This is a genomic window from Streptomyces sp. TOM-9 (genome assembly GCF_056858595.1).
The window spans coordinates 9,538,224-9,555,014 of record NZ_JBXEQB010000001.1; the positions used below are offsets into that span (position 1 = coordinate 9,538,224).

A 16,791-nucleotide genomic window follows, 5' to 3' on the forward strand; every position below is an offset into this window, starting at 1 on the left:
TCCCGGTCAGAGCCGGCAACGGGTCGACGGGCCACCATGGAACCGGCCCCCGAACCGCGGCGGCATCGCCGCTGAGTGTCGGCTTGGGGCAGCCGCCCCGGCGTAGCCGAAGGGCGTCTGTGGGGCAGGACACCAGGGAGGGCGGGGCACATGACGACGTTAAACCGGACGGACCGAACAGCTCCGCGAGTCACGGCGGACCACGCACGCAGTCGTGCGCTGGAAGACGCGACGAAAGTCGCGCCGGGTGACGCCCGGCAGTTATCGAAGGCGTTCCTCAGCCGGATGGATGTGTTCGAGGAGGGGACATGCTCGACGTGGGCACGGACCTGTTTGTGGGACTTGTTGTGCGCTTGCTTCCAGTCGGGCAGTGCCTCGCCGGTGCGGCGGCGGTGGGGCGTCACGAGCCCGGTGCCCGGATAGCCGCCGTCGGCGATCGTCATGGTCGCGCCGACAGCGTCCTTCGCGCCGGACTCCTCCCAAGCCTTGCAGTCGTTGCGGTTGCCGGGCAGGGGTCTGCCGACCATCACGATGAGACGGGTGTCGGCGTCGATGACGACCTGGTGATTGGTGGAGTACCGGTAGTTTTTCGACTGCTCGGCAATGGAGTTGATCACGGGTGGGAACCAGGGTGCCGTCCACGATCAGCACAGCGTCCTTCGCGAACCGCTTGCGGGGCTGGAGGGCGAGCATCGGCCCGAGGTGGTCGATGATCCGGTCCGCGGCGGATTTGGAGACCCCGAACAGCGGGGCCAGCTGGCGCATGGTCAGATTCGTCCGCCAGTAGGCCGTTACCAGAAGTGCCCGGTCCTCCAAGGGCAGGCTCCACGGCCGCCCCCGGCGTACCGCGTCAGCACCTTTGCTCCGCAACATGGTCGAGAGCCGGTTTGCTCGCGGAGACGTCGTCTTTGCTGGTGGCGTCCGCGATGACGTCGTCGGCGTCGAGGGCGGCCCGCATCACAGCGAGCTCCTTGCCGTCGGCCGAGGTGGCCAGGACGACACGGAAGCCCCGGGCCGCCACCGCGCGCAGCAGGTCCGCGGCACCGTCCAGAGGGGCGAGCGCGGGGCCGTAGGCGCCGTACAGGGCCTTGTGGGCGCCGCTGATCGGGTCATCCTCGCTGCGGTCGCGCTCCTTGCCCAACAGTCGTTCCAGGAGATGGTCGGATCCCATGCCGATGCAGCGGTGGATGTCCGCCATCGACACCGTGTGTCCGGCCTGCCGGAACGCCTCCCACCACGAGACCGCGTGGAGATAGTTGGTGTCGACGAGGGTGCCGTCCATGTCGAAGAGCGCGGCGCGCTCTGCCCCGTCCCCCATGATGACCGTTCCTTCCGTTCGGCTACTGGAGTGGTCCACGCCAGGGCGGGTACCCGTCACCGCTGCGGATAGACGCACGCCGTCTGCCTGCGGCCGCAACCCCTCTCCGCCGAGTTGCATATGGAGATGCGCGTCAGCACTCTGCTGCAACAGCCAGCCGGATTACCTCGTGGCGCTGGGCGGTCGTCAGTCAGGGCCATGCGGTTGACGAAGCACTCAGCGGCCTCCCCGTCATCAGCCGGCCATGAAGCGCCGGGGATCGTCGAGGCGGGAGCCCCGGCGCTCTCGCCGTCGCAGGCTGCACCTAGCGCGTCTCACCGGCTACGGAGTCACCCGTCGCGCCGATGTCGCTGATGCCCCGGGGGCATGCGGGGCTCGTTAATCGTGAGCGAGCGCGAGGGCGTAGCGGCGCAGGCGCCCGGGGTTGGCGTCGAGATCAGTACCACGGGGTTCGGTGAGAGCGGTCAGTGGCCGGCGAAGATCAGCAGGAGCGGTACCGGGACGCAGACTGCCGCAGCGACCAAGGCGACCGCCACAACCCTCCGTAGGAGCCGCCTCCGCAACGCACTGTAGCGTCGGTTGTAATCGCTGCTTAGCTCGCGGTCGCGCTCCGAGATGAGCTTCACCGCCGCACAGGTCTGGTCGAGGCGGTCAGCGACGTACAACCGGAGCACTTCTCTACGTTGCGCGGTAGTCAGCCAGGGCATGCGGTCGGCGAAGGTCTCGGCCGCGGCTTTGGCGTCGCTGATCGCGGCGTGCCACGACAGAAAATTCTCACATTGGGCGATGCCCACAACGACCGCCGGACCGCTGCCCGCACTAGAGAGGCCGCGCCACTTCATGTCTGATCGCTGTCGCCGAGCGGCCTGGCCACTCCCATGCCGGGTTCGATGACGTCGCGGCGGCCGGCGTTCTGTTCCTGGTCGAGAGCGGCGACGTCGGGGTGATGCAGGTCGAAGGCGGGGGATTCGGAGCGGATCTTCGGCAGAGTGAGGAAGTTATGGCGTGGTGGCGGGCACGAGGTGGCCCATTCCAGGGACCTGCCGAAGCCCCACGGGTCGTCTACCTCGACCGGGCGGCCGTAGCGGGCGGACTTCCACACGTTGTACAGGAACGGCAGGGTCGACAGGCCCAGCAGGAAGGCGCCGATGGAGGAGATGGTGTTCAGGGTGGTGAAGCCGTCGGCGGCCAGGTAGTCGGCGTAGCGGCGGGGCATGCCTTCTGCGCCGAGCCAGTGCTGGACGAGGAAGGTCGTGTGGAAGCCGATGAACAGTGTCCAGAAGTGAATCTTCCCGAGGCGTTCGTCGAGCATTTTCCCCGTGAACTTGGGCCACCAGAAGTGGAAGCCGGCGAACATGGCGAAGACCACGGTGCCGAAGACCACGTAGTGAAAATGAGCGACCACGAAGTAGGAGTCGGTGACGTGGAAGTCCAGCGGCGGGGAGGCGAGGATGACGCCGGTCAGGCCGCCGAAGAGGAAAGTGACCAAGAAGCCGATCGCCCACAGCATGGGGGTTTCGAAGCTGAGGCTGCCCTTCCACATGGTGCCGATCCAGTTGAAGAACTTCACTCCGGTCGGCACGGCGATCAAGTAGGTCATGAACGCGAAGAACGGCAGCAGGACGGCGCCGGTGGCGAACATGTGGTGCGCCCAGACGGTCGCCGACAGGCCGGCGATGGAGATGGTTGCGGCGATCAGGCTCACGTAGCCGAAGACGGGCTTGCGGGAGAAGACCGGGATGACCTCGGTGACGATGCCGAAGAACGGCAGCGCGATGATGTACACCTCCGGGTGACCGAAGAACCAGAACAGGTGCTGCCACAGCAGCGGCCCACCGTTTTCCGGGTCGTAGACGTGCGCGCCGAACTTGCGGTCCGCGTAGAGAACGAGCAGGGCGGCGGCCAGTACTGGGAACGCGAACAACACCAGCACTGAGGTCAGCAGGATGTTCCAGGTGAAGATCGGCATCCGGAACATCGTCATGCCAGGGCAGCGCATGCAGATGATCGTGGTGATGAAGTTGACCGCGCCGAGGATGGTGCCGAAGCCGGACATCGCCAGACCCAGCACCCACATGTTGCCCCCCGCATACGGGGTGTGTTCGCCGCCGGACAGCGGGGTGTAGGCCGTCCAGCCGAAGTCCGCGGCACCCTGAGTGGTGAAGAAGCCGGACACGGCGATCAACGACCCGAACAGGAACAGCCAGTACGACAACATGTTCAGTCGGGGGAAGGCCACATCGGGGGAGCCGATCTGCAGCGGCATGATGGCGTTGGCGAACCCGGCGAACAGCGGCGTGGCGAACATCAGCAGCATTATCGTGCCGTGCATGGTGAACGCCTGGTTGTACTGCTCGTTCGACATGATCTGGATACCTGGCCGGGCCAGCTCCGCCCGCATCAGCAACGCCATCACCCCGGCGATGAGGAAGAACCCAAATCCGCTGGCCAGATAGAGCGACCCGATCTTCTTGTGGTCCGTCGTGGTGAGCCAGTCGACGATCACCGACCCGGGGCGGCGCCGCACCAGCGCCGCCTGCTCCTCGATCGATGCCACCTGCAACGACATGGATTCTCCACCCTCGCTGTCGGCGCTCGCTCGAAGCCTTATACGAGTTCGCGCGAAAGTCTGCGGCTGTGCAATTCACTTTGATAGCGGCCCTGGCCTCTGGGCGTCCCGAAATGGGCCGTAAGTGGGTGTGGCGGTCACTCATCCGCCGGTCTGGTTTCTGATATTCCATGTGGGCGGCCTTGTCCGGTGGTGGCCGGCTGGCGGCGCAGCCGGCTCAGCCGGGTGCGCCGCCGCATCCAAGCGTCGGTCAAAGATCGAGCCGGTTTCACTGGTGGTGATTACGTGCAGCTGAGCCCGGCCGTGGCTACTCGCAATGCAGGCAGGCCCACTTGGGTGGCCACCTCACAGCTAGCTGGGCGGAGACGCGGGGCGGCTGATCCCTTCAGTATTGCGGCCTCATTGGTCTCGCCGGACGCCATCGTTCTCTGGCTGCACGCCCGCCGATACTGCGCACGTGTCGGGCCCGCCGAGACGCCCTGGGGCGCCTGGTTGCGCGGAGGGAAACCCTCGCGGCGCTCGCCCATTGCTGTCTCCGGGCACCGCCGGATGTGCGGGTTTCGAAGGAATCTGCCGCTCCACTTCGAAGCATCGGATGTGCCGTCGGCCCGGGCTGGGTGCATCCTGGAAGTGCGGCTCCGCCGCTTCTTCCAGGCTTTCGCCGGCGGGGCCGCCCTTCGAAGAGCAGGGTGGGGCCAACCCTTCCCGGGGGTGTCCCTCGGGATGATCGCCGGGCATGCTCGGGCTCGCGGCGGCGCGTCCTCCCTTGGTGTTAGACCGGGTGCGCGCCTCCTACCTCCCAGGGCGGTACTGGCTCGCCGCGCCCTGAGGTATCCATCTGTGCTGGAAGCAGTACCGACGTACTGAGACGCAGGGCGGGTTCTTGCTCGGCTCGCTCCCGCAAGCTGTTTCGTAGGCCTTCAGCGCGGAATGCTCGACTCGGCGTAGGTACTGTCTGTTGCTTTGCGATGCCGCTTGTCCGCAAGCGGTTCCTGGCGGTCTTTCACCAGTGGGCAACGAGCTCAGTCCGAGTGGGTTGTGTGCCGAAGGGGTGAACTGCTGGGCGAGAGCCGACCGCGGCCACCGCTATGCGGTCGGCGCCAATTCGGCCCGACCGAATAGCAGGGCGTACCCGGTTGCCAGTTGTGCGAGAACGCGGTTGATGAGGTCGTCCCCGGCCAGGCGACTGAGAATCGCGAAAACGGTCCCGGCGTCCCAACGTGCGGTGGCGGGCGTGCCGCCGGTGCGGGTGGCCAGGTCGCAGACGAAGTCGAAGCCGGTGAGCGGTTCGGTGCGGGGGAGTTGGGCGGTGAGCTCGAGCGCGGCTTCGACAGGAAGCCGGGCGGCCAGGGCGACGCGTTCTTCGCCGATCAGCTGCCGACCGAGTCCGGCCAGCACATCACGGACGGCCTGCTCGGCCCGTTCGCGGGTTGGGTAGGCACCCTCGTAGCGTACGTGCTCGACCATCGCGTCGAACGTCATCGCCGTTGTACGGAGGTCCGCTGGGGGCTGCGGGGACATCGGTGTGCCTTTCATCTTCTTGTTGTGGTGTGGGGCGGGGGCAGCGTGTCCCGCCCCACGGTCGTGAGGGTCAGGCCGGCTCGAGGTGGCCGAACAGCAGGTCGTAGCCCGGGGGCAGCTGAAGCAAGAGCCGGCGCAGGAGGTCTGGTCCGGCCTCCTCGGCGGCCACGCTGAGGACGGCGCCGACGTCCCAGCGTGCGGTCTGTTCGGTGGCGCCTTCGATCCAGGCGGCGGTGGCCCGCACAAACCGCTCGGCGTCCAGCGGCTCGGCGGCCTGCAGCGGATTGAGCAGGATGAGTGCGTAGGTCTCCGGGAGTCGAGCGGCGAGTTCTGCGCGCTCCTCGCCGACCACGTGTGCGCCCAGCAGGGCTAGCACGACGCGTGCGGCCTGGTCCGCCTCCTGTGGTGTGGAGTATTCGCCGCGTTCCTGCACGCGTGCGAGGAACGCATCCGGTCGCATGGGCACGGTAATCCCCTTGGGTTGCGCGGAGGACGGAACCGAGGAGGGAGGGAAACGGTTACTGACTTTTGAGTGGTGATGTCGTGGGGGCTGACGGAGCTTGATCGTCGCGGTATGCCGGTTGCATGAGGTATCCGCAGGGTGGTGGGCTGACGCCTGAACGGCAGGCGTTTCGCGAGCGGATCCGGATGGAGGCCGCCGAGCGGTTTGCCGCGGGCGCCTCCAACGCGGAGGTCGCCAAGGACTTACGGGTCAGTGTGCGCTCGGTGCAGCGCTGGCGCCGGGCCTGGCAGGACACCGGTAGCGATGGGCTGCGGTCGTCCGGGCCGGTGTCGCTGCCGAAGCTGAGTGACAGGCTGTTCGCGGTGCTCGAGGAGGAACTGGCCAAGGGGCCGGTCGCGCATGGCTGGCCGGACCAGACGTGGACGCTGTCGCGGATCAAGACGCTGATCGGGCGCCGGTTCCACAAGAGCCTCACCCTGTCGGGCATCGCCTTGATGTTGCGGCGCCATGGATGGAGCCATCAGGTGCCGGCCCGGCGGGCGCTGGAACGTGACGAGGACCGGGTGACCGGGTGGATCAAGGAGACGTGGCCGCAGGTGGAAGCACCGCGGCGGCGCTCGGGGCCTGGCTCGTCTTCGAAGACGAGGCCGGATTCTCGATGACGCCGCCGACCCGCCGCACCTGGTCCAGGCGAGGGCACACGCCCGTCATCCGCGTCCGCGGACGCTCCCAGCGCCGCTTCTCCGTCGCCGCGCTGGCCTGCTACAAGCCTGGAGAACGCTCCCGCCTGATCTACCGGCCCAAGCGGCACGAGGACCACAAACGCGGCGGCCGGCGCAGCTTCACCTGGACCGACTACCGCGACCTGCTGATCACAGCACACCGGCAGCTCGGCGGCCCGATCGTCCTCATCTGGGACAACCTCAACGTGCACAAGGACGCCCGGATGCGCGCCTTTATCGACAGCCAGGACTGGCTCACCGCCCACTACCTGCCGCCCTACGCACCCGACCTGAACCCGGTCGAGGGAATCTGGTCACTGCTGCGACGCAGCTGCCAGGCCAACACCGCTTTCGCCGACCCCGAGCACCTCATCCGCGCACTCCGCCGAGGCATCCGAAAGATCCAGTACCGCAGCGACCTCATCGATGGATGCCTCACCGAAACCGGACTCACGCCGACGACACCACGCCTACAACCTCAGTAGCCGTCCTCCGCCGCCTGCATGTGCCGGGTGGTGCCCGGCTCAGGGCTCAGCCGCTGATCTGCTTGCGGTCGCCGGTGGACGTGATGGCGATCTTGCGGGGCTTGGCCCGCTCCGCGATCGGGATGCGCAGGGTCAGGACGCCGGCGTCGTACTCGGCCTGGATGGCGCTGTCACTCGTGTGCACCGCCCCGCTGGCGGCATACGGGTTGAAAGCTGCAGCCCGCGCTTGAGGTCGCCCCCCGACGTCCCGAACAAGAGAAGGGCCCCTGACGCGGCGAAGCGACGGAGGCCCTTCTTGGTGCGACCGCTCGTCGGAGGCGGCCTGGACGACCATCCGGCTCACCGCTTCAGCGTGCGTCATCCAAGAGCGGCGCGCATCCGGGGACGGCGGTCCCGCCCGAGGCACTCCCACCCGCCCCGTGTGCTGACCACCCGGGAGAGACCCCTACCCCCTGTGGGCTGCGCGGCGGGGGCCTCGCAATGCTCCGAGCACAGGAGCATGCTGGGAGTGCGGCCCTGTCCACCGCTTGCGAGAAGCTGCCCCCCAGGGCAGGGCCACTCATGTGCCCGCCCGGCCATGCGAGTGGTCCACGCGGCTGGCCGGACGGGCTCGGATATGCGGCCCCGTCGCAGGTCGCCCCCCGTCCGCGGCGGGGCCGCCCAAGTGTCCGCCCACCTGCTTCCCTGATGATTGAGTAAGTTCAAGGGGCTCGCAGGGGTGGCAGATGGACGAGTGGTGGCTGGTGTTCGTGCCGGATCCGGAGCGGTGGGGGCCGCTGCCGGAGGAGGGGGTGCTGGGGGTCCGCGACCTGCCAACCGCCTTGGACGCGGTGGGGCTTCGGCCGGGCGATCCGGTCTTTGTACGGCCTGATTTCGTCGTGGACGCGGAGTTGCTGCAGTTTGCTCTCTGGCCCGATTTCCGCGATCTGGAGAGAGAATCGCGTCGGAATTACGCGACGGATATCCGGCTGCTGCTGTCGTGGCTTTGGCGGCGGGGAGTTCACTGGCGGGCGGCGACCGACGTGGATTTGCGGGCTTACAAGGAATTCCGCGTCGATTCGCCGTTGAATCCGCAGCGAGTCGGCGGTGCGAAGTGGAACCGGGAGGCAGCTGCGCTGACCCAGCTCTACAAATGGGCGAAGGTGAGTCCTCTCCCGTTGGACGTGGGGCGTCGCGCGGACCGTGAGGCAAGTGCGCGTAGCTCTCGGGTGTCGTGGCTGACGCCGCGGACCTGGGGTCTGTGGCAGGACCTGGGGCTGCGAGGACTTGGCCGCGACGGGGCACCGTTGCCCGGTTGGGACGGCCGAACCGAACTGCGGAACACCTCGTTCGTTGGGCTGGCGCTTAGCTCGGGCCTGCGGCGGCAGGAAGCCGGGGCGATGCTGACGTTCGAGGTGCCGACCCGGCGCCTTCGGTCTGGACGTTACTGCCATGGCCAGGTGGCCAGCGCGCTGTCGCGGTCGAAGCGTGACCGCACGTACTACACCTCGGTCGAGTCGGTGCGCCAGCTCGGTGCCTACAGCGAGTCCGAGCGGACGTGGGCTATCCAGCGTGCCCAGCAGGAGGGCCGTTACGAGAAGCTGTCGCTGATGCGGCTGGTCACGCACGTGACGCACGGCCGGGCTCTGGTCGTCCACTGGGTGGACCGGGCCGGGGTGGCAGGCCGGCGAGAGGCGAGCCTGATGGACTGGCGCGAGCGGCAGTGGCTGTTCGTCGAGGGGGCGCACGGTCCGGAGCCAGCGTGGCTGTGGTTGACCGAGCAGGGCATGCCGATGTTGCCGGACCGATGGAACACGGTGTTCTGGCAGGCCAATCAGCGGTGCGAGGAAGCTCTGTTGACGCCGGAGGAGCGAGAGATCCCGCGCCCGCTGAGGTCGGCTGCGGTACGGGGGAAGGCCCCGTACGCGAGCCCGCATGCCGCGCGCCAGTCCATGGCGCTCTACATGCTGATCGTGCTGAACGAGCTCATGGACAAGAAGTACGGGCTGACCGTGAAGGACCGACGCGACTTCGCTCAGCTCTACGGCGACCCGTGGTGGCTGGTGAAGACCCTGTTGGGGCACCGGGACGTCGAAACGACCAAGGAGCACTACCTCAACCCGGTCATGCACATGCAGCTGGAGTCGATCCTCGCCTTCGACACCGAGGACGAGCACGGTGAGACGGACCGGACGAAGGATCTAAACGGCCTGTTCGCTCAGCTGGCCCGGGAAACCTCCGGGATCCAGGACATCGAGCTGCTGGTCGACGCCCTGCCCATCGCGGCGGCATCGTGAGCGGGCGGGGACGCAAAGCCGTCCTGCCGCCGCCGGACTTCCAGGCAACCGAGCGGATAGCCGCCGACGGACTGCAGGCCACCGTGGTGAACAAGGAAGGCTTCGAGCGCATCTTCGATTTCGCCGCGATCGCCGTGCCGCAGCCGATGCGCTGCTCCCTTGCGCGAGCGTTCGCCGCGCAGTCCATGGGGTGGAACAGCCACGCGAGCGGTGAGTCATATTGGCGATCCATCGAGGTCTTCGCCCGGTTCCTCAAGGACCAGGGCCAGCCGGCCGAGGACCTGGGCGACCTCACCTCCGCCACGCTCCGGCTCTGGCGCAACAACCACAAGGACACGCCCGGCGGGCGCGAGGCCCTGGGCAAGATACGTACGCTGCTGAAGCGCGAACCGCGGCTGTCGCAGGGCCTGGCTGCGGAGGAACTGGCCCGCCCCGTTCCGAAGAAGGGCAAGCCGTCCAAGCAGTCCTACCGGCCGTCGGAGCGCGACCAGGTGCTCTTGGCCGCCGAACGGCAGTTCCGGGCCGCGCTGCTTCGGATCCGGGAGAACACCGCGCTGCTGGCCCGCTACCGGGCGGGCGCACTGGACCCGGACAGCCGTGACTGGAGGGTCGGGACGGTCCTTGAGTGCATCGCCGCCACCGGCGAACTGCCCGGTTACCCGAACAAAGACGGGAAGGTCTACACCCGAGCCGAAGGGCTGCTGCGCGGAAAGAACCGCGGGAAGACGACGGGTCGGCTGTTCCTGAGCCGGGCGGAACTGACGGCTCTGGCCGTGATGATGACGGACCGCTACGGCTGGAATCTGTCGGTCTTCGACCGTCTGCACGTGCCCGTCACGACCCCGTCCGCGGGAGAGACCGCCACGGTCACCTACGAGGTCCTGGTGGAGAAGCGCCGTTCGGGCGAGGGGCGCTGGTTCGACACGGAGAACTACACCGACTCCGGTGCGGACTCGCCGGGCCGGCTCATCACCCAGGCCCTGGAAGCCACGGGGCCCGGGCGAACTTTGGCCGCCGCGCTGTCACCGGGACACGACCTGCTGATGGTCGCCCGCAACCGGCGTCGTACTGATGTGGACTCCAATCTGGACCGGCCCCGGAACGTCGGCCCGCTTTGCTTCGGGGTGTCCAAGGCCGATGCACGAGTATGGGCGAGCTCTCACAAGATCGGCTCGCCCTTTCAACGCGCCCGCAGGACCACCGTCACCACGACGGACAAGCCGCTGCAGCACAAACGTGGCACCCACGAGAGCGTCTACGTCCTGCCCGACGAGAACGTCCAGCAAGCCGCCGTGGACGTGATTGCGGCCGGCGCCGAGGAAGCCCTCGAACAGGCCCGCGACTACACCTTCAATGGGCGTCTCTCGGACGCGGCCGACGCGACCCACCAGGAGACCGCGACCGCGGACTGCACGGACGAGGAGACCAGTCCCTGGCCTGCCCCGAGCGGCGGCTGCGGCGCCGACTTCCTGCTCTGCCTGTCCTGCGAGAACTCCCGGGTCCACACCGGCCACCACCCGCGCCTCGCGCTCCTACGCCGCCAGTTGACTTCGCTCCGCTCCAGCTGGCCCGAGAAACTCTGGCGCAAGCGATGGGACGAACATCTCCAGCGACTCGATGACCTGCGGATAAAGGTCAACGAGAGCACCTGGGACGCCGCTCTGGCTCGGATCACCGACCGCGACCAAATGATCGTCGACCACCTGCTCAAGGGAGACCTCGCCCCGTGACGACAGCTCTGACCCTCGAGGCCGATCCCTTTATCCTTCCGCTCCCGGGGCCGGAGAGCCTGGTGGTTCTGGACCGGTGGATCAGCGCCGGCAACACCCACCCCAACTCCCGCTACAGCGACGACATCTGGTCGATGGGACCGCTGACCGACAACCCCGGGGACAGCATCCACAAGATCAATATGAAGAGGTGCCCCGCCACCCTGCGGAGCGAGTTCAGGCGCCTCATCTGGGTCCTGATCAACGGCGAGCTGCGTCCCACCTACGTACAGGAACGGGGCTTTCAGAACCGGGGACGCGACGGCGTGATCAGCATGCGCGACAACATCCTGCAGTGGATGAAGTTCGCGCGCTGGCTCGACCGGCACGGCGTGTCCCAGCTCAGCGACTGCACCGTGGAGCACTGGAAGGCGTACGCCGCCGCGCGCACCAGCGGCTGCACGCGCGATCATGCACTGACGGTTCTGCGCTGGCTCTCGGACCTGTGGGCCTTCGACCAGCTGTCCGTCAGCCCCTGCGGTATTACGCAGCCGCCCTGGGAGAGCGAGGGCATCGACGACTACCTGCCGGCCGCGAAGGGGGAGGCGGGCGGGGAGAACAAAACGGAGCCACTGGACCCGACGGTGATCGGTCCCTTGCTGACGTGGTCGATCCGCCTGGTCGAGGTCTTTTCCGACGACATCCTGGCCGCCTGGGCCGAGCGCCGCCGCATGCACGCCCGTGTGAAGGCCACTCCGACCACCCGAGGAGGTCTGGCGGCCCTCAAGAACTATCTGCAGCCGCTGGTCGATTCCGGGGCTCTCCTGCCCGCCACCGTGAGCCGAAAGCACGGCATCACCCTGGCCCATCACTACGTCGCGGCGGTCACGGGAGCCAGCTGGAACCAGGTCCACGCATTCGTTACTCGGTGCGGGCTCCGTGCGCTCGCCGCCCGGCGGCCCGGCCCCAGCCCGATGCAGGTGCCGGTGACGGGCCGGATTGAGGGGCGGCCCTGGCGCGAGTTCATGGACTATGAGGAGACGCCGATCCTGGTGCGTCACCTGGCCACGGCCGCCGCCATCGTGATCCTGTATTTGACCGGGATGCGCCCCCAGGAGGCTCAATCGCTGCGGTCCGGCTGCTGCCCCGATCCGGAACCCAACGAGGACGGCTCCATGCCGCGGCATCTGATCCGAGCCCACCACTACAAGAACGTCCGCGACTCCGACGGCCACCACGTCTCCGCTGGTGAGGAGCGGGCTGTCCCCTGGGTCGCGATCACCCCGGTCGTCAACGCCATCCGGGTCCTGGAACGCATCGTCCCCAAGGGCGAGCTCCTGTTCAGCTCCACCCACCACGATGTTGTCTCCCAGCGCAAGCACCACGGTGCGCTGAAGCGCGCCAGCCTGGGCCGCCGCGTCGAGAATCTCGTGTCGTGGATCAACCAGGAGGCCACCGCCCAGGGCCTGCCCGCCCAGATGGTGCCGGAGGACCCGCACGGCAACCTTGGGCTGAGCCGTCTGCGCAGAACTTTGGCTTGGCATATCGCCCGCCGCCCCGGCGGTCTGGTCGCCCTCGCCATCCAGTACGGACACATGCGCACCGCCCTGGATGCCCGCACCTCCACCGGCTACGGCAACCGCGGTCGCCGGGGGTTCCACGGGGAGCTCGACGTGGAGACCGCGCTCGCCGCCGCGCAGACCGCAGCGCGGCTGCGCGATGCCGCGGCGGCCGGGGAGAAGATCTCCGGTCCCGCCGCTCGGCGGGCTCTCATCGGAGCAACCTCGATCCCCGGCTTCGAAGGCGCCCTGACGACCCCGAAGGCAGCCGCCAAGTTCCTCGCGCGCGATGGCCTCGTACTCTTCGACAACCCGGACGCGTTCCTCATCTGCGCCTTCAAGCGCGACACCGCCCTGTGCGACCCGGAGCCCGGGGCGACGGCACCCAACCAGTTCGCCTGCCAGCTCGGCTGCGGCAACGCGGTCCGCACCGACAGTCACGCGCAGGCGGCGCGAGAGCACGCTGATCGTCTCGATGCGAGGGCAGCCCTGATGCCCCAGCCCTTGGGCGACCGGCTTCGCCTGACCGCCGCCCGGTTCCGCGCTCTCGCAGACGCCCACGACTCCGGCGCCCAGTCCGCCGAGGAGGCCATCGCATGAACCAGCAGGACGAGGACGAGCGTTCCCGCATCCGCTCGGCCATGGACCGCCTCCTGGCCGGCCAGCCCACCTGCTCCAACGGCAGCCTCACGGTGGTCGCGCTCGCCGCCGAGGCCGGGGTCCACCGCATGGCGCTGCAAAAGCGCCACGCCGACCTCAAGGAGGAGTTCTACGCGCGGGTGCGTACGGAAACGCACCAGACGCCGGAGGTCGAAAGGCGGCTTCGTAAGGAGGTAGCCCGCCTGAAGGGAGCTCTCAAGGACTCCCGGGCCGCCGAGGCCGAGTCCCGGCATCGAGCGGAGCAGATGGCCCTCGCGGCAGCCGTTCTCATCCTCCGGCAACCCGATGGCCAAGACCAGCCTGTCCCCGGCAACGTCATCCCGCTCCGCCCGTCCGGCGATCAATAGCGAGCAGGCCGTCACGCGGCAATGCCGAATTCCCTGCGGGGCCGGTGGATGAACTCGCGGACGGCCGGCTCGCGCCGCCAGGGGGCGAGGGCGGGTTGAAGTCGCGGATGTAGTCCTTGGCCCGGCTCGACTGAGCGGGGGCGAGGATGCCAGAATCCGGGCCTCCTGAGCAGTACCTGTGCCGCCCTCCGGGGCAGCGGGGCGACAGCCCCCTGTTCATCCCCGTGTTGGACGGCTTGCGGATTCAGCGGCTGGCCGCCGCTGTCCTCGCGGGCCTGGCCCTCAAGTCCGACGTCGGCCTTGGCGGGCCGATCCCGCAGCGGACTTCGTGCTCTACACGATCCGCGAGATTCGCGAGATCTGCACCGCCGAGCACTGACCGATCGTCCGCCGCAGCGAACGAAGCCGACACGGCCGACGACACCGCCTGAACCCTGACGTACGGGAAAGCCATCGGTGGCACGGGGGAGGCCACGGACTCATCCTCGCCGAGGGCAACCCAACGGCGCCGACTGCCTGATCATCACAGGCGGCGGTGCAGACGCAGGTGTCACGGGCGCAGGAGTGGGCCACCGGTTCCAGCCGCCGGGGGCCCAGTCCTGTTGGAGATCAGCGGCTGCGTCGAGAACGGCTGACGATGTTGCTGTCAGTCGGCCTGCTGCTCGGCCGGGCGCAGTCCCGCGGTCCACTTCTCCTCGATGCGGCCGAACTTCCATACCGCCAGGGCGATGATCCAGGTGGCGAAGAAGAGCCCGACGATGACGAAGCCGATGATGTTCAGGTCCAGGCTGGAGATCCAGTCCCAGAACGGGCCGTGCAGGTCGAGCTTCTCGGCGAGCAGGCCGAGGAGTTCGACGGTGCCGATGATGAGGGCGACGGCGACGGACAGGCCGGTGATGGTGAGGTTGTAGTAGACCTTGCGGACCGGCTTGGAGAAGGCCCAGCCGTAGGCGAAGTTCATGAACGAGCCGTCGATGGTGTCCAGCAGGGACATGCCGGCGGCGAACAGGACGGGCAGGCACAGGATCGCGTACCAGGGCAGTCCGGAGGCGGCGCCGGACCCGGCAAGGACGAGCAGCGCGATCTCGGTGGCGGTGTCGAAGCCGAGGCCGAAGAGCACGCCGAGCGGGTACATCTGCCATGGCTTGGTGATCGACTTCATGACGCGGCCGAGGAGGCGGTTCATGAAGCCGCGGTTGTTGAGCTGTTCCTCCAGGGCGGCCTCGTCGAAGTGGCCGGAGCGCATCTGGCAGAAGACCTTCCAGATGCCGGCCAGGATGACGATGTTGATGATCGCGATGATGTAGAGGAACGTGCCGGAGACGGTCGTGCCGATCAGGCCGGTGACGTTGTGCAGCTGGGAGTTGTCGTTCTCCACCGGCCCGGCGAGGGTCTTGATGCCCAGGGACAGCAGGAACGCCAGGCCGAAGACGATGGTGGAATGGCCCAGGGAGAACCAGAAGCCGACCGACAGCGGGCGCTGGCCCTCGTGCATCAGCTTGCGGGTGGTGTTGTCGATCGCGGCGATGTGGTCGGCGTCGAAGGCGTGCCGCATCCCCAGGGTGTAGGCGGTCACCCCGATGCCGATGCCGAAGGTCTTGGTGCCCAGGCTGTAGTGCTCCGGGGCGACGATCGCGACCAGCGTGAACCAGCCGATGACGTGCAGGGCGATGATGAAGGCGGCCATGCCGGCGGCGCGGCCCCACTCGGCGCGGCTCATCGAGCCCGATATACGCTGCCAGCGGGTTCGGGATGGGTCGGTGGTCGCGGATGCGGCGGTCATGGGCGTTCTTCCTTCGCTTGAGGGCGCCAGACAACCTAGACGCGCCATAATCGCAGCTGCAAGCTGTGCGCAGTAAGACCCTGGTGTCATCCGGAGCCCGCCGCCCAAGGAGGCGCCCCTCGTGAATCCGCACGCCGATGCCGTGCGCGTCCGTTGCCGTCAGGAACTGCGGGCCAGGGGCGTGCGGTGCACGTCCGCCCGGCTGGCCGTGATGTGCACCCTTGCTGCCGGCAGCGGCCACCTCAGCGCGACGGACATCCACCGGTCGATCAGCGCAGCCGGCGGGAGCCTGGATGTGTCCACGGTGTACCGGACCCTGGAGCGGCTGACCGAGCTGGGCCTGGTGCACCAGTTGCCGGCCGCGGGGCAGGCCAGCTACGGGCTGGTAGGTGAACCCCACCACCACGCGGTGTGCACCAGTTGCGGCGCCATCGACGAGATTCCAGCCCTCCCGGTGGCGAACGCGCTGGACTCCGCGATGCAGGCGACCGCCTTCCGTCTGCAGAGTGTGGTCCTGAACGGGCTGTGCCCCGCCTGCCAGGCATGACCGAAGCGATGTGCGGGGCCGGCCGGGGTCCGGCGGGTGCCGGGTGAGAAGACGATCACCTTTCGGGAAGGAAGCGGCACTGAGGTTGCCACGCTGCCGAAAGTTGACGGGCCGACCCCGTCACGACTCATGCTCATGCATTCCTTTAGTTGTTGCAAGCTCTTCGCAATAAGTGCGTAGGCTGTCCCCGACGATCACCCACGTGGAAAGGGGACGTGCCTGATGGGCACCTACACGCTTCCTGACCTGCCCTACGACTACGCCGCGCTCGAGCCGGCCATCACCGGGCAGATCCTCGAGCTGCACCACGCCAAGCACCACGCCGCCTATGTCAAGGGCGCCAACGACACCCTCGAGCAGATCGCCGAGGCCCGCGACAAGGACCAGATCACCCCCACGAGCCTGGTCGGCCTGGAGAAGACCTACGCCTTCAACCTCTCCGGCCACGTCCTGCACTCGATCTTCTGGCAGAACCTCTCCCCGGACGGCGGCGACCGCCCCGACGGGGCGCTGGCCGACGCCATCGACGAACACCTCGGCGGTTTCGAGCAGTTCAAGAAGCAGCTCACCGTCGCCACCTCCTCCGTCCAGGGCTCCGGCTGGGGCGTGCTGGCCTGGGAGCCGCTCGGACGCCGCCTGGTTGTCGAGCAGGTCTACGACCACCACGGCAACGTCGGCCAGGGCACCACCCCGCTGCTGGTCTTCGACGCCTGGGAGCACGCCTACTACCTGCAGTACAAGAACGTCCGCCCCGACTACGTCACCAAGCTGTGGGACCTGGTCAACTGGGAAGACGTCGCCGCCCGCTACACCGCGGCCGTCGGCGCCTGAC

Annotated in this window: 12 protein-coding genes and 3 pseudogenes; 7 read left to right on the top strand and 8 right to left on the bottom strand. The window is 68.0% G+C overall.

What is annotated here, in order from left to right:
• Window positions 1-305: 305 nt before the first annotated feature.
• From AC1VWI_RS43530 to AC1VWI_RS43555, 6 genes and pseudogenes are all read right to left on the bottom strand, one after another.
• Window positions 306-906, bottom strand: a pseudogene (locus AC1VWI_RS43530) (transposase family protein); the annotation flags it as partial.
• Window positions 869-1,318 (bottom strand): annotated as a pseudogene (locus AC1VWI_RS43535) (HAD family hydrolase); the annotation flags it as partial. The pseudogenes AC1VWI_RS43535 and AC1VWI_RS43530, both read right to left, overlap by 38 nt.
• A 464-nt stretch (window positions 1,319-1,782) precedes the next feature.
• Entirely contained in the window at window positions 1,783-2,160 is a 378-nt protein-coding gene (locus tag AC1VWI_RS43540) for a hypothetical protein (RefSeq protein WP_499516549.1), read from the bottom strand.
• Window positions 2,157-3,887 carry an aa3-type cytochrome oxidase subunit I gene (gene ctaD, locus AC1VWI_RS43545; protein ID WP_499516550.1) on the bottom strand — a complete coding sequence of 577 codons (1,731 nt, stop codon included), beginning with the start codon at window positions 3,885-3,887 and terminating at the stop codon, window positions 2,157-2,159. The genes AC1VWI_RS43540 and ctaD overlap by 4 nt, the downstream gene beginning before the upstream one ends.
• 1,086 nt (window positions 3,888-4,973) lie before the next feature.
• Complete coding sequence (locus tag AC1VWI_RS43550; RefSeq protein WP_499516340.1) at window positions 4,974-5,369, bottom strand: DUF2267 domain-containing protein; 396 nt, start codon at window positions 5,367-5,369, stop codon at window positions 4,974-4,976.
• Window positions 5,370-5,478: 109 nt separating this feature from the next.
• Window positions 5,479-5,868 (bottom strand): DUF2267 domain-containing protein, encoded by a 390-nt coding sequence (locus tag AC1VWI_RS43555; RefSeq protein ID WP_499517047.1) that lies wholly within the window; start codon window positions 5,866-5,868, stop codon window positions 5,479-5,481.
• Window positions 5,869-5,993: 125 nt separating this feature from the next.
• Here AC1VWI_RS43555 and AC1VWI_RS43560 point away from each other — a divergent pair.
• A protein-coding gene (locus AC1VWI_RS43560) for an IS630 family transposase (RefSeq protein WP_499516551.1) occupies window positions 5,994-7,078 on the top strand; the annotation gives its coding sequence in 2 pieces (ribosomal slippage) (window positions 5,994-6,452 and window positions 6,455-7,078; 1,083 coding nt in all).
• 46 nt (window positions 7,079-7,124) lie between these two features.
• Here AC1VWI_RS43560 and AC1VWI_RS43565 read toward each other — a convergent pair.
• Window positions 7,125-7,241, bottom strand: a pseudogene (locus tag AC1VWI_RS43565) (Hsp20/alpha crystallin family protein); the annotation flags it as partial.
• Window positions 7,242-7,803: 562 nt separating this feature from the next.
• On the opposite strand from AC1VWI_RS43565, the gene AC1VWI_RS43570 reads away from it, so the two are divergent.
• From AC1VWI_RS43570 to AC1VWI_RS43585, 4 genes are read left to right on the top strand one after another with little or no spacing between them, the layout of a single operon-like run.
• Window positions 7,804-9,354 carry a site-specific integrase gene (locus AC1VWI_RS43570; RefSeq protein ID WP_499516552.1) on the top strand — a complete coding sequence of 517 codons (1,551 nt, stop codon included), beginning with the start codon at window positions 7,804-7,806 and terminating at the stop codon, window positions 9,352-9,354.
• The gene (locus tag AC1VWI_RS43575; protein WP_499516553.1) at window positions 9,351-11,084 is read left to right on the top strand and encodes a hypothetical protein; all 1,734 of its coding nucleotides are present in this window, start codon (window positions 9,351-9,353) and stop codon (window positions 11,082-11,084) included. The genes AC1VWI_RS43570 and AC1VWI_RS43575 overlap by 4 nt, the downstream gene beginning before the upstream one ends.
• Window positions 11,081-13,222, top strand: a complete 2,142-nt coding sequence (locus AC1VWI_RS43580) for a site-specific integrase (protein WP_499516554.1) — start codon at window positions 11,081-11,083, stop codon at window positions 13,220-13,222. The genes AC1VWI_RS43575 and AC1VWI_RS43580 overlap by 4 nt, the downstream gene beginning before the upstream one ends.
• Window positions 13,219-13,629 (top strand): hypothetical protein, encoded by a 411-nt coding sequence (locus AC1VWI_RS43585; protein ID WP_499516555.1) that lies wholly within the window; start codon window positions 13,219-13,221, stop codon window positions 13,627-13,629. The genes AC1VWI_RS43580 and AC1VWI_RS43585 overlap by 4 nt, the downstream gene beginning before the upstream one ends.
• A 646-nt stretch (window positions 13,630-14,275) precedes the next feature.
• On the opposite strand, the gene nicT is transcribed toward AC1VWI_RS43585, so the two are convergent.
• The gene (nicT, locus tag AC1VWI_RS43590) at window positions 14,276-15,349 is read right to left on the bottom strand and encodes a Nickel transporter NicT (RefSeq protein ID WP_499516556.1); all 1,074 of its coding nucleotides are present in this window, start codon (window positions 15,347-15,349) and stop codon (window positions 14,276-14,278) included.
• Between the two features lie 184 nt (window positions 15,350-15,533).
• On the opposite strand from nicT, the gene AC1VWI_RS43595 reads away from it, so the two are divergent.
• Window positions 15,534-15,959, top strand: a complete 426-nt coding sequence (locus AC1VWI_RS43595; RefSeq protein ID WP_499516557.1) for a Fur family transcriptional regulator — start codon at window positions 15,534-15,536, stop codon at window positions 15,957-15,959.
• A 222-nt stretch (window positions 15,960-16,181) separates the two neighbouring features.
• Window positions 16,182-16,790, top strand: a complete 609-nt coding sequence (locus AC1VWI_RS43600) for a superoxide dismutase (protein ID WP_499516558.1) — start codon at window positions 16,182-16,184, stop codon at window positions 16,788-16,790.
• Window position 16,791 lies beyond the last annotated feature (1 nt).

Coding starts and splice junctions, on each gene's coding strand:
- AC1VWI_RS43540 (WP_499516549.1), bottom strand. CDS start 2,160: ATGAAGTGGCGCGGCCTCTCTAGTGCGGGCAGCGGTCCGGCGGTCGTT.
- ctaD (WP_499516550.1), bottom strand. CDS start 3,887: ATGTCGTTGCAGGTGGCATCGATCGAGGAGCAGGCGGCGCTGGTGCGG.
- AC1VWI_RS43550 (WP_499516340.1), bottom strand. CDS start 5,369: ATGACGTTCGACGCGATGGTCGAGCACGTACGCTACGAGGGTGCCTAC.
- AC1VWI_RS43555 (WP_499517047.1), bottom strand. CDS start 5,868: ATGCGACCGGATGCGTTCCTCGCACGCGTGCAGGAACGCGGCGAATAC.
- AC1VWI_RS43570 (WP_499516552.1), top strand. CDS start 7,804: ATGGACGAGTGGTGGCTGGTGTTCGTGCCGGATCCGGAGCGGTGGGGG.
- AC1VWI_RS43585 (WP_499516555.1), top strand. CDS start 13,219: ATGAACCAGCAGGACGAGGACGAGCGTTCCCGCATCCGCTCGGCCATG.
- nicT (WP_499516556.1), bottom strand. CDS start 15,349: ATGAGCCGCGCCGAGTGGGGCCGCGCCGCCGGCATGGCCGCCTTCATC.
- AC1VWI_RS43600 (WP_499516558.1), top strand. CDS start 16,182: ATGGGCACCTACACGCTTCCTGACCTGCCCTACGACTACGCCGCGCTC.